Genomic DNA, 11,701 nt, shown 5'->3' on the forward strand with positions numbered 1-11,701 from the left:
TGCAAGGTGAAAAACTTGCAATAGCTGGACAGTCAATAAATTATCCTTACAAAATCAACAGCACCCTGACCGCTCAGCCCGGAGTATCGCAGTTGTCCCTATTCCTTATCGCGGCCCTTCCCTTCCTCGGAGCTGTCTTTCCCGCCCTGCTGATCCGCGCCGGGCGCAACGCAGCCGCGTCGGCAGCGGGATTGACCACGTTTCTGGCCTTGATGGGGCTGCTGATTCATATCCCGGACGTCATGAACGGCACGGTGGTCACCGCGCGGTTCGACTGGATTCCAGGGCTGGGGTTGAATGCCAATTTCATGCTGGACGGGCTGGGATTTCTGTTCGCGCTGCTGATCCTTGGCATTGGTCTGCTGATCATCCTGTACGCGCGGTTCTACCTGTCGCGTGAAGACCCAATGGGGCAATTCTATACCTATCTCCTGCTGTTCCAGGGCGCGATGGTCGGTATCGTTCTGTCCGACAACATACTGCTTTTGCTGGTTTTCTGGGAATTGACCTCGCTCAGTTCGTTCTTGCTCATCGGCTATTGGAAACACCTGCCCGAAGGCCGCCAGGGCGCGCGGATGGCGCTGGCGGTCACCGGGTCCGGCGGGCTGGCGATGATCGCGGGGATGCTGATCCTCGGCAATATCGTGGGGTCCTATGACCTGAGCGTGATCCTCCAGAACCGCGAACTGATCCAGTCTTCGCCCTACTACCTGCCGGCGTTGATACTGATCCTGCTGGGATGTTTCACCAAGTCGGCCCAGTTCCCGTTCCATTTCTGGCTGCCGCATGCAATGGCCGCTCCAACGCCGGTTTCGGCCTATCTGCACTCGGCCACGATGGTGAAGGCTGGCCTGTTTCTGATGGCGCGCATGTGGCCGGTTCTGGCCGGAACCGAGGCGTGGTTCTACATCGTCGCCACCACCGGCCTGGTGACCATGCTGATCGGCGCGGTGATCGCGCTGTTCAAGGATGACCTCAAGGCGTTGCTGGCCTTTTCGACGGTGTCGCATCTGGGGCTGGTCACGATGCTGCTGGGCTTTGGCACCAAGATCGCGGTCGTGGCCGCCATCTTTCACATCATCAACCACGCCACCTTCAAGGCCGCCCTGTTCATGACCGCCGGGATCGTGGACCACGAAACCGGCACCCGGGACATCAAGCGCCTGGGCGGCCTGCGCCATTTGATGCCGATCACCTTTTCGATTGGAACAATCGCCGCATTGTCCATGGCAGGGATTCCACCTTTGAACGGATTCCTGTCGAAGGAAATGATGCTGGAAGAAACCGTGCACACGGTCTGGCGAAACTCGCACTATCTGGTGCCAGCCCTTGCCCTGGTAGCCGCGATCTTCTCTGCCGCATATTCCTTCCGGTTCGTGTCCCACGTCTTCCTGGGCCCTGAACGCGAGGATTACCCTGCGCACCCGCATGACCCGCCGGTGGGGCTGTGGCTGGCTCCGGCATTCCTGGTCGTGCTGGTCGTGCTGATCGGCCTGAACTCGGCCGCCATCGTCGGCCCCTTGGTTGCAGTTGTGTCTTCCGCAGTGATCGGCGGCGAGAAGCTGCCCTATTACTCACTGAAGCTGTGGCACGGGTTCACGCCTGCCTTGTACATGTCGATCGTCGCAACTTTTGGCGGCCTCTTCCTGTTGGCTTTGCACCGCCGCGGCGAGCAGGTCTGGAATATCCTGCCCCGCCCCGAGGCCAAGACCATCTTCGACGCCGTGATCGGCGGATTGACCGCCGCCAGCCGGTGGATCACGGACGAGCTGCACAACGGTGTCATCAGCCGCTATGCGATCATCCTGATCGCCTTTACGGTCGGCCTTGGATACTATGCCTATTCGACCGGCACGATTGGCGTGGAAACGCGGGTTCCGCTGGAGGCCCCCATCATCCCGATCATCGGTTGGCTGTGCCTGATCGTGGCGACGATGGGCATCATGTGGTTCCACCGCAACCGGTTGCTGTCGCTTGTTTTGATCGGTGTCGTCGGCCTGATCGTGTCGATGGCCTTCAACTATCTGTCCGCGCCTGATCTGGCCCTGACGCAGATCTCGGTCGAAGTCGTCACGATGATCCTGCTGCTGCTGTCGCTGAACTTCCTGCCGACCGAGACCCCATGGGACAGCAGCGCAGCGCGGCGCTGGCGAGACGCGGCCATTTCGGTGGTGGCCGGCATCGGCGCCGGGGGCTTGATCTATGCGCTCATGCTGCGCGATTTCGCCTTCCCGACGATTTCGGAGTTCCACCTGGCCAATTCCTACAAAGGTGGCGGCGGCACCAACGTGGTCAACGTGATCCTGGTGGACTTCCGGGGATTTGATACCTTCGGCGAGATCATCGTGCTGGGGATCGCGGCCCTTATCATCTTTGCCCTGACAGAAGCCGTGCTGGGCACCAGTGTCCGGGCCTACCTGCTGAACCGCAAACCGCACTGGCCCCAGTCAGGTGACTCGCACCCGCTGATGATGGTTGTTGCCACACGTGTGATGATGCCGATTGCCCTGATGGTAGGCGCCTACATCTTCTTCCGCGGCCACAACCAGCCCGGAGGCGGGTTCATCGCCGGTCTGGTGGTCGCGATCGCCTTCCTGATGCAGTACATGGCCAGCGGTTATACCTGGGCGATCGAGCGGCAGCGGTTCTACTACCATGGCACAATCGGCTGGGGCGTTTTGATCGCTGCGGCCACGGGTCTGGGCGCCTGGTTCAACGAGCGGCCCTTCCTGACCAGCGATTTCGGCTATCTGCATTGGCCACCGCTGGAAGAGTTCGAATGGGCCACGGCCATGCTGTTCGACACAGGCGTGTTCCTGGCCGTTCTGGGTGCCGTGATGTTGGCCTTGGACAGCCTGTCGCGGTTCGCGTGGCGGCCGGGCATGGCGCAGGAATTCCCGATGGACATCAACCCGTTGCGGGATGATCTGGTCGAAGAACAAGACAAAGCGAAGGAGCAGGGCTGATGGAAGCACTCGTCGCATCGGCCGTTGGCGTCCTGACCGCCGCAGGGATCTTCCTGATCCTGCGCCGTCGGACCTTTCCGGTCATCCTGGGCCTGTCTCTGCTGACCTATGCGGTCAACGTGTTCCTGTTCGCCACGGGACGGCTGGCCGTGAACGCGCCGGCGGTGCTGAACAAATACGAAGAGGTCCCCTATACCGATCCATTGCCGCAGGCCCTTGTGCTGACGGCGATTGTAATCTCGTTCGGGATGACAGCTGTGATCGTGATGATCGCTCTGGGCGCCTACCTGTCTTCGAAGGATGACCATATAGACATGGCCGCGCAGGACAGCGTGGATGACGCAGGAGAAGACGCATGAACCACTGGATCGTTGCGCCGATCGTCCTGCCCGCGATCCTGGCCCCCTTCATCATCATGGTTCTGCGGTACCATCTGGACCTGCAGCGTATCTTTTCAGTCGCCGGTGTGGTGGGTCTGCTCGGCATCGCGCTGACCATCACTGCGCAGGCGGCGGGCGGCGAGATTCATGTCTACGAGCTGGGTGATTGGCCGGCCCCGTTTGGCATTGTTCTGGTCCTTGACCGGTTGTCCGCGATGATGGTGTTGCTGACGGCGTTGCTGGCCTTGCCTGTCGTGCTGTACGCCATCGCGTCCGGATGGGACGAACGCGGCAATCACTTTCACCCGTTGTTCCAGTTCCAGCTTATGGGTGTCTGCGGCGCCTTCCTGACGGGGGACGCTTTCAACCTGTTCGTGTTTTTCGAGGTGCTGTTGATCGCCTCCTACGGCCTGATGACCCATGGCGGCGGCGCGGTACGTCTGAAGGCCGGGGTGCAATACGTCACCTACAACCTCTTGGGGTCAACTCTGTTCCTGTTTGCATTGGGCACGATCTATTCGGTGACCGGTACCCTGAACATGGCCGACCTCGCCGTGCGCGTCGCGGAAATTCCGGCCGAAGACACCGCCCTGTTGCGCGTGGGTGCGGTTCTTCTGCTGCTGGTCTTCTGCATCAAGGCCGCCGTTCTGCCGCTGCATTTCTGGCTGCCGGCCAGCTATGCCAACGCGCCACTGCCAGTGGCCGCGCTGTTTGCGATCATGACCAAGGTGGGGGCCTATTCGATCCTGCGGGTCTATACTTTGGCATTCGGCCCGGATGTTGCAGTCACCGACGGACTGGTTGGTGACTGGCTACAACCTGCCGCGCTGGTGACCCTTGCCATCGGCTCGATCGGTATTCTGGGCACGCGGCACATCGCGCGCATGGTTGCGTTTTGCGCCATCGCATCGATGGGAACGCTGCTGGTGGCTATTTCCTTGTTCACCGAGACGGCCACAGCCGCCGCTCTGTACTACGTCTACCATTCAACCTTGGCGACCGCGCTGCTGTTCCTGGTGGCCGATCTGGTGATGGAACGTCGTGGAGGGGCCATTGCGCCCCGCCCGCCGATGCCGCAAAGCGGACTGATCTCGGCGCTGTTCTTCGTAGGAGCCATAGCGATGGCGGGCATGCCGCCTTTGTCGGGGTTCATCGGCAAGCTTCTGGTGCTGGATGCGTCTTGGTATGCGCCGGATGCCACTGCGGTCTGGGCGGTCGTTCTGATCGGGTCCTTCGTCACCATCGTAGGTCTGGCCCGCGCCGGATCCCTGATCTTCTGGAAAAGCTATGACGCCAGCACCCAGATCGAACCGGAACCCGAAACCGAGGCCACCAACGATGATGAACCCCCGCACCGGCCCGCGCCTGAACCGCAGCCGGGGCTGGCGTTCACCTCGGTGTTCGGAGTGGTTCTGGGCCTCGTCCTGCTGACCCTGTTCGCCGGACCCTCGCTGGACTACACTCGCAAGACCGCCGCGCAACTGTTCGCGCCGGAACAGTACATCTCGGCCGTATTGGGAAGGGAAGACTGATGAAACTGCTGCGCCGGATATTCCCCCACCCGCATCTGAGCTTCCTGCTGACTCTGGTCTGGGTGCTGTTGGCCAACGCGCCCTCGCTGAACTCGTTGGTGTTTGGATTGCTTCTGGGGATCATCATTCCCTTCATCACCCAACCCTACTGGCCCGACCGGCCCATCCTGCGGAACTGGCCCATGGTCGTTGAGTACATGATCGTGGTTCTGTGGGACATCGTGGTGGCCAACGTGACCGTGGCCCGCATCATCCTGTTCAAACGCGACGCGGACAGACAACCGAACTGGATCTCGATCCCGCTGGAACTGCGCACACCCGAAGCGATCACGGTACTGGCTGGAACTATCACCATGACTCCGGGCACCGTCAGTTGCGACCTCTCGGCCCAAGGGCATTGTCTGCTGGTCCATTGCCTGGACGCTCCGGATCCGGGCGCGGTACGAGACCAGATCAAGCAGCGTTACGAGCGCCGCCTGAAGGAGATTTTCGAATGATCGAATATGCAATCTATTTTGCCTTTGCCTGCTTTGGGGCCGCGATCATGATGTGCCTGTGGCGGATCATCACCGCCGACGGTGTGGGAACGCGAGTGCTCGCCCTTGATACGATGGTGATCAACACCATCGCCCTGATGATCCTGTACGGCCTGCATCTGGGCACCGAGATCTTTTTCGAAGCCGCCATGATCATTGCCATGCTGGGCTTTGTTTCGACCGTGGCCTATGCGCGCTTTATGCTGCGCGGCAACATCATCGAGTGAGGCCGCCATGGAATTCATCTTCGAGCTTCTGATTGCATTTTTCCTGATCGTTTCAGGGATTTTCGGCTTTGTCGGGTCATTCGGCATGATCAAGCTGAAGGATCCGATGTCGCGGCTGCACGCCCCGACCAAAGCCACCACGCTGGGCGTGGGCGGTGTGTTGCTGGCCTCGATCTTTCATTCGATCCTGATCGAACAGCGCCTTTCCATGCATGAACTGCTGATCACGCTGTTCCTGTTTCTGACGGCTCCGATCACGGCTCTGTTCATTGCCAAGTGGCACATTCACCGCCATGAAGCCCCCGATGATCTGCCGGACGCGGGCGAAGACAAGCTTTGGGCCACCCACGCGGTCGAGCAGGTCGAAGACGTCCCGGATCACAGCGCGAACTGACTTCATGAAAACACCTTCGTTGCCACTTACCCGCGATCTGGTTCTGGTGGGCGGAGGTCATACGCACGCGCTTTACCTTCGGAAATGGGGGATGAACCCCCTGCCCGGCGCGCGGTTGACCGTGATCAATCCTGGCCCGACCGCGCCCTATTCCGGGATGTTGCCCGGATATGTCGCGGGGCACTATGCCCGCCGCGACCTGGACATCGATCTGATCCGGCTGGCGCGGTTTGCGGGGGCCCGGATCATTCTGGGTGCCGCGATCGGCCTGGACCTGAACCGGCGGCTAGTGAATGTGGCCGATCACCCTGATGTCGCTTTCGATGTCGCCTCGATCAATGTCGGAATAACATCGGATATGCCGTCTTTGCCCGGGTTCACGGAACATGCCATCCCAGCAAAACCTCTTGGTCCCTTTGCCTCAAAATGGGCCCAGTATCTAGAGGCAACCGACCCTGCTTCGGTGGCGGTCATTGGCGGCGGCGTCGCGGGCGTCGAACTGGCGATGGCCATGGCCCATGCTCTGCGCGCCAAGGGTCGGCAAGCAACGGTCACTCTGATAGACAAGGCGCATATCCTGACCGCGATAAACCCCAAAGCCGCCCAGACCATTCGGCGGGCGATGGAACAGCTTGGCATCGATTGCATCGAACAGGCCGAAATTGCGCAGATCACACCCGAAGGCGTGCAACTGACCGATGGGCGTCACATCACGGCTGATTTCACAACCGGCGCGGCGGGCGCCCGTCCCTATGACTGGATCGGCCAGACCGGACTGGACCTGCACGACGGCTTTATCCGAGTGAACGGGTATTTGCAGTCCAGCGATCCATCGGTCTTCGCAGTCGGCGACTGCGCTCATCTGGATGACACGCCGCGCCCCAAGGCCGGTGTCTTTGCCGTGCGAGAGGCTCCTGTTCTCTTCAACAACCTGCGCGCAGCTCTCGGCGCTGGAACCATGCGCCGGTACAAGCCGCAGAAGGATTACCTGAAGCTGGTCTCGCTGGGGGAACGCTCGGCACTGGCCGAGCGCTTTGGGACGTCATTCAGCGGACCTGTGATGTGGCGGTGGAAAAACCATATCGACCAGAAGTTCATGCGTCGCTTTCGTGAGCTGCCCCAGATGCCAGGCCCCGCGCTTCCCCGTCACCATGCGGATGGACTGCGCGACGCTCTGGGCGACAAGCCCATGTGCGGCGGTTGCGGCGCCAAGGTAGGTCGCGGCGCCTTGCAGGCCGCGCTGTCCGCAGTACCGCGATCCGACCGTCCGGATATCGCGCCCCTGCCCGGGGATGATGCAGCGATGTTGACCTTTGAAGGCGTCCGGCAGGTGCTGACGTCAGATCATTTGCGCAGCTTCGTTTCGGACCCTGTTCTGATGACCCGCATCGCGGCCATTCACGCACTGGGGGACATCTGGGCGATGGGTGCGACCCCACAGGCCGCGACGGCCACTCTGATCCTGCCGCGCATGTCCTCTCAGCTGCAACACCGCACCATGGCTGAAATCATGGCAACCGCGACCGAAGTCATGCGCAGCGCCGGCGCTGAGATCGTCGGCGGCCATAGCTCGATGGGCGATGAGCTTACCATCGGTTTCACCATCACGGGTTTGTGCCAGTCTGATCCGATCACCCTGTCGGGCGGGCGGCCCGGTGATGTGTTGATCCTGACCAAACCGATTGGCAGCGGAGTCCTGATGGCCGCGGAAATGGCTGGGCAAACCAACGGCGAGTGGGTAGTGGCCGCCTATGACCACATGACGCGGCCGCAGGGTGACGCCGCGCGCATTCTGGCCCAGGCCCATGCCATGACCGACGTAACCGGATTCGGACTGGCCGGGCATCTCGTTGGACTGTGCGAGGCATCCAACTGTGGCGCAGTCCTGAACCTCGACGCAGTCCCGGTCATGGAGGGGGCGCTCGAGCTCAGCCAGCAAGGGGTCCGGTCCAGCTTGTTCAACGACAATCGTTCCATCGCGCCCGAAGTTCCAATCGGCGGCAAAGCCGATCTGCTGTTCGATCCTCAGACCGCAGGTGGGTTGCTGGCTGCCGTTTCGGCCGACGACGCACGAAATATCTGCGACCATTTGCGTGCCGCTGGTTACCCGGCTGCAGTCATCGGTGTATTGAGCGACACACCCGGCCTGCGCCTTCAGAGCTGAGCCACAATCCCTTCGATTTCCGACGCGACCTGATCCAGCCCGTCCGTGGTCAAGGACACGGCATGCACGCGCGCAATCACATCAAACTGGTGGTTTTTCCGCGACTTTTCGTAAGCCGGGTCATAGTGCTGCTCCATCAAGGCACGCGTCAGAGCTTTCTTGTTGCCCTCGGCAATCTGAGCCATCCACGCATCCACGACATCATGCCCCCGGTGAAACCGCAGCGGCGACAGGCGGTCCTGCAAACGCTCGGCATCGGACAGGATGTCTTCATAGGCAGCGACCAGATAGTCCGTTCGCGCCTCGATATCTGCCGTGACAAGGATTCGCGGCGCTTGGCACAGGCTCTGCCAGACCGCTGGGGGCAAAATCAACGAACCGATTTTTGACGACTCGGCCTCGACCAACACGGGCCGTGCCGGATCAAGCGCACACATGGCCGAGGCCAAGGCAGATTCGAACGCTTTCTGGCTGGGTTGTCCGCCGGGTTGCTCGCCCAGCAGCGAACCGCGGTGATTGGCCAACGCTTCGAGATCCAGAACCTGCACCCCGTGCGTTTGCAACTGGGCCAGAAGTTCCGTTTTTGCAGTGCCGGTATAGCCATCCAACGCCACCAGCTTGAACGGCAGCGGGTCATCGTAGAGGTACTGCTTCACCAGACGCCGATAGCTGCGGTATCCGCCCTCGATCACCTCGGCTCGCCAGCCGATCTGCTGCAGCATCCAGGTGAAGGATCCTGACCGCTGACCGCCGCGCCAGCAATAGACCAGAGGTCGCCAACCGCCCTCGTGGTGGCTGAGTTGCGTCTCGATGTGGGTGGCGGCATTGCGAAATACCAACGCAGCCCCCAGCTTGCGCGCCAGAAACGGGCTCTGCTGAACGTAGATCGTGCCGACACGTGCGCGTTCCTCATTGTCCAGAACCGAGAGGTTGATGGCGCCGGGCAGATGGTCCTCGGCAAACTCTGCCGGGCTGCGCACATCGATGATCGTATCGAACGGATGCGCGTACAGCTGCGGCAGGTTTGAGAATTTCAGGGCCATGGCAGGGGTTTAGCGCGCAGGATGGCAAAAGAAAAGAAGGCCCCGCTGATGTCATTCATCGGCTTCGGGCGCGATCAAGTCCGGCCCACTGGCCCGGTTGGAGTTTACGACCGTGCCGACCCTGTGAAACTGCAACACATCCTCGGCGCCGGGTTTCATCAGGAGGGCTGCCCCCTTGCCGACCTCGCCCAGCCACAAGGCCCAATCCGCCGGTTCAATGATCAACGGCATCCGGTGATGAACCGCACGCACATTGTCGTTGGCTGCGGTCGTGACGATCGCGCAGGTCGCCTGCCGCGCCTCACCCTCGCCCCAGTTCTGCCAGATGCCGGCAAAGGCGATGGGCGCACCATCGCTGCGGTGGAAGTACCAAGGCAGCCGCGCACCGTCTTGGGTCTTGGTCCATTCGTAGAAACCCGTGGCCACGATCAGACAGCGCCGATCACGGCAAGCTGCGCGAAAGGCCGGTTTCTGGGCCAGGGTTTCGGCGCGGGCGTTGATCAGCAGCGGACCGTCGTTTTTGGTTTTGTACCAATGTGGCAAGAAACCCCACCGCAGAGGGTCCAACTGCCGCCCTCCCTCTCTGGCGCGCACGACATGCACCTGATTTGTCGGGCAGATGTTGTAGTTGGGCACCGCCGGCAACGCGTTTGAAGGCCGCGCAGCAAACAGCTGCGCCATGGCATCGTTGGGAAGAGTTATTGCAAACCGTCCGCACATGGGTAATGAACCAACAACAAAAGTTTCAATCAGGCACAGGGTCTCGCGCAGTCAGATGACAAATCAAGCACCAAATTCCCTCAAGGCCAAGGCGGTGGCGGATCTGGACTCCGGCAAGCTTCCTCAGGCTCTGAAAAAAGCTACCCTCGGCATCAAGAAATTCCCGAAAGACGCGGACTACCACGCGATTGCCGGGTTCGTTCTGACCGAGATGAAGCAGTACAAGAAATCGCTGCCGCATTTCCAGGAAGCCGCCCGCCTGAAACCGGACGACCCGCAATTCGTCGAGAATATCGCGAATGCCCTGATGCAGACCGGCCAGATCGCGCGCGCCTTGGCCTATGCCGAAAAGATGGCCGAAAAGATGCCCGGCAACCGCGAGATCGTCCGGGTGATCGATGAAATCACGCTTAAGGGCAAGAACTGGCGCAGCATCATCGAGAACGCCACCAAGCGCCTGATGACCGATCCGGACAACCCCAAGCTGCTGTCCACCCGCAGCAGGGCCTATGGGCGCGTCGGCTTCGTGGATGCGGCCTCGGCCGATATTGCGCGCGCATACGAGCTGGATCCCGACAACATCGAAATCGCCTTCCGCCGAGCAGTGGACCTGCACCAAGCCGGCGACAAGAAGGGCTGTACTGACCTTTTGTGGCGTGTTTTGGACAAGGATCCGTATCACGCATCGGCGTTGTTCCAATTGTCGTCAATGGTAGACACCGAACAGGCCGAAGCATTGTTGCCCCGGGTCGAGGCCGCGATCGCAAAGCGGAAACACCCCAATTCGACTCTGGAGTTCACGCTGGCACAGCTTCAATCAAAGATCGGTGGGCTGGAGGCCGCCCTTGCGCAGTTTGCAGTCGCAAACAGGGTGCAGCACGACGAAAACCCATACGATTTCGAAGAAGAAGAGCGCAAACTACGCCGCATCTGCGGCCTGTTCCCTGACAGCACGTCGGTCCCAAGTTCCGGGATCGAGGAAATGCCCCTGCCGATTTTCGTGATCGGACAGCCTCGGTCGGGCACCACCTTGATGGAAATGATGCTGAGTTCCGCCCCCGACATCGCGGGATGTGGAGAGCTGAACCTCGGGTCCGACCTTTCGGCGCCATACTCGAACGAAAAGAAGGCATTCTCGGACGCAGAAGCCGCGGAGTTCGCCAAGCATTTCCGCGAGTTGATGCCCCCGATCCCCGAGGGCTCGATCGCTTTCGTCGACAAGATGCCGCACAACTACCAGCGGGTTGGTTTTCTTTTGGCAGCCTTCCCCAACGCAAAGATCATCAACATGCTGCGTGACCCTCGGGACGTCGGCCTATCGAAATGGATCCGGCGTTTTCCAGCGGCCGGTATGCGGTACGCATCGAACCTGAACTCGATCGCGCACTCGGCCAACATGTATCGCCGCTACATGCAGCATTGGGATGCCATCTTCGGTGATCGCATCCTTACGGTGCCCTACGAAAAACTGGTGGCCGACCCTGAGACCTACAGCAAGCAGGTTGCAGAATTCTGCGGGATCGAATGGCGCGAAAGCATGATGCACCCGGAAGAAAACAAGAAACAGGTGCGTACGGCCAGTATCGACCAGGTGCGCAAGAAAATCTCGACCAAATCGGTTGGCGGCTGGCGTCAGGTTGCGGATTATATCCGGCCCATGTTGGACGGTTTCGACCCCGAGTTGTGGCCCGAATACGAATTCGATTAAGCCGAACCCCAACAAAAAAGGCCGCATCCTT

The 11,701-nt window shown here is 60.7% G+C and carries 10 protein-coding genes; 8 read left to right on the forward strand and 2 right to left on the reverse strand.

Annotated features, from left to right (window positions below):
- The first annotated feature begins 92 nt into the window (after positions 1 to 92).
- Genes ACR0CU_RS08700 through selD form a run of 7 tightly spaced genes read left to right on the forward strand, consistent with a single transcriptional unit; the run spans position 93 to position 8,199 of the window.
- Positions 93 to 2,966, forward strand: a complete 2,874-nt coding sequence (locus ACR0CU_RS08700; protein WP_170446749.1) for a monovalent cation/H+ antiporter subunit A — start codon at positions 93 to 95, stop codon at positions 2,964 to 2,966.
- Entirely contained in the window at positions 2,966 to 3,325 is a 360-nt protein-coding gene (locus ACR0CU_RS08705) for a Na+/H+ antiporter subunit C (RefSeq protein ID WP_170337694.1), read from the forward strand. The genes ACR0CU_RS08700 and ACR0CU_RS08705 overlap by 1 nt, the downstream gene beginning before the upstream one ends.
- On the forward strand, positions 3,322 to 4,878 hold the full coding sequence (locus ACR0CU_RS08710; RefSeq protein WP_170446752.1) for a monovalent cation/H+ antiporter subunit D: 1,557 nt from the start codon (positions 3,322 to 3,324) through the stop codon (positions 4,876 to 4,878). The genes ACR0CU_RS08705 and ACR0CU_RS08710 overlap by 4 nt, the downstream gene beginning before the upstream one ends.
- Positions 4,878 to 5,375, forward strand: coding sequence for a Na+/H+ antiporter subunit E (locus ACR0CU_RS08715; protein WP_170337690.1), 498 nt, complete (start codon positions 4,878 to 4,880; stop codon positions 5,373 to 5,375). The genes ACR0CU_RS08710 and ACR0CU_RS08715 overlap by 1 nt, the downstream gene beginning before the upstream one ends.
- Positions 5,372 to 5,641, forward strand: coding sequence for a K+/H+ antiporter subunit F (locus ACR0CU_RS08720; RefSeq protein WP_093962617.1), 270 nt, complete (start codon positions 5,372 to 5,374; stop codon positions 5,639 to 5,641). The genes ACR0CU_RS08715 and ACR0CU_RS08720 overlap by 4 nt, the downstream gene beginning before the upstream one ends.
- 7 nt (positions 5,642 to 5,648) lie before the next feature.
- On the forward strand, positions 5,649 to 6,035 hold the full coding sequence (locus tag ACR0CU_RS08725; protein WP_170446754.1) for a Na+/H+ antiporter subunit G: 387 nt from the start codon (positions 5,649 to 5,651) through the stop codon (positions 6,033 to 6,035).
- Positions 6,036 to 6,039: 4 nt separating this feature from the next.
- On the forward strand, positions 6,040 to 8,199 hold the full coding sequence (selD, locus tag ACR0CU_RS08730) for a selenide, water dikinase SelD (protein WP_480642843.1): 2,160 nt from the start codon (positions 6,040 to 6,042) through the stop codon (positions 8,197 to 8,199).
- Here the strand turns inward: selD and mnmH are convergent.
- Both mnmH and ACR0CU_RS08740 read right to left on the reverse strand, forming a co-directional pair.
- Positions 8,190 to 9,242, reverse strand: a complete 1,053-nt coding sequence (gene mnmH / locus ACR0CU_RS08735; protein WP_170446758.1) for a tRNA 2-selenouridine(34) synthase MnmH — start codon at positions 9,240 to 9,242, stop codon at positions 8,190 to 8,192. The two genes, selD and mnmH, sit on opposite strands and share 10 nt — an antisense overlap.
- A gap of 51 nt (positions 9,243 to 9,293) precedes the next feature.
- A complete protein-coding gene (locus ACR0CU_RS08740) occupies positions 9,294 to 9,962 on the reverse strand; it encodes an SOS response-associated peptidase (protein WP_170446759.1) in 669 nt (222 codons plus the stop codon).
- A 55-nt stretch (positions 9,963 to 10,017) separates the two neighbouring features.
- Here ACR0CU_RS08740 and ACR0CU_RS08745 point away from each other — a divergent pair, with 55 nt between their 5' ends.
- Entirely contained in the window at positions 10,018 to 11,670 is a 1,653-nt protein-coding gene (locus ACR0CU_RS08745) for a tetratricopeptide repeat-containing sulfotransferase family protein (RefSeq protein WP_480642846.1), read from the forward strand.
- Positions 11,671 to 11,701 lie beyond the last annotated feature (31 nt).

The sequence above is a fragment of the Ruegeria sp. BC2 genome (genome assembly GCF_056539245.1).

Bases quoted from the DNA above. Each gene is read 5' to 3' on its own strand.
- ACR0CU_RS08705 (WP_170337694.1), top strand. From the start codon at position 2,966: ATGGAAGCACTCGTCGCATCGGCCGTTGGCGTCCTGACCGCCGCAGGG.
- ACR0CU_RS08710 (WP_170446752.1), top strand. From the start codon at position 3,322: ATGAACCACTGGATCGTTGCGCCGATCGTCCTGCCCGCGATCCTGGCC.
- ACR0CU_RS08715 (WP_170337690.1), top strand. From the start codon at position 4,878: ATGAAACTGCTGCGCCGGATATTCCCCCACCCGCATCTGAGCTTCCTG.
- ACR0CU_RS08720 (WP_093962617.1), top strand. From the start codon at position 5,372: ATGATCGAATATGCAATCTATTTTGCCTTTGCCTGCTTTGGGGCCGCG.
- ACR0CU_RS08725 (WP_170446754.1), top strand. From the start codon at position 5,649: ATGGAATTCATCTTCGAGCTTCTGATTGCATTTTTCCTGATCGTTTCA.
- selD (WP_480642843.1), top strand. From the start codon at position 6,040: ATGAAAACACCTTCGTTGCCACTTACCCGCGATCTGGTTCTGGTGGGC.
- mnmH (WP_170446758.1), bottom strand. From the start codon at position 9,242: ATGGCCCTGAAATTCTCAAACCTGCCGCAGCTGTACGCGCATCCGTTC.
- ACR0CU_RS08740 (WP_170446759.1), bottom strand. From the start codon at position 9,962: ATGTGCGGACGGTTTGCAATAACTCTTCCCAACGATGCCATGGCGCAG.
- ACR0CU_RS08745 (WP_480642846.1), top strand. From the start codon at position 10,018: ATGACAAATCAAGCACCAAATTCCCTCAAGGCCAAGGCGGTGGCGGAT.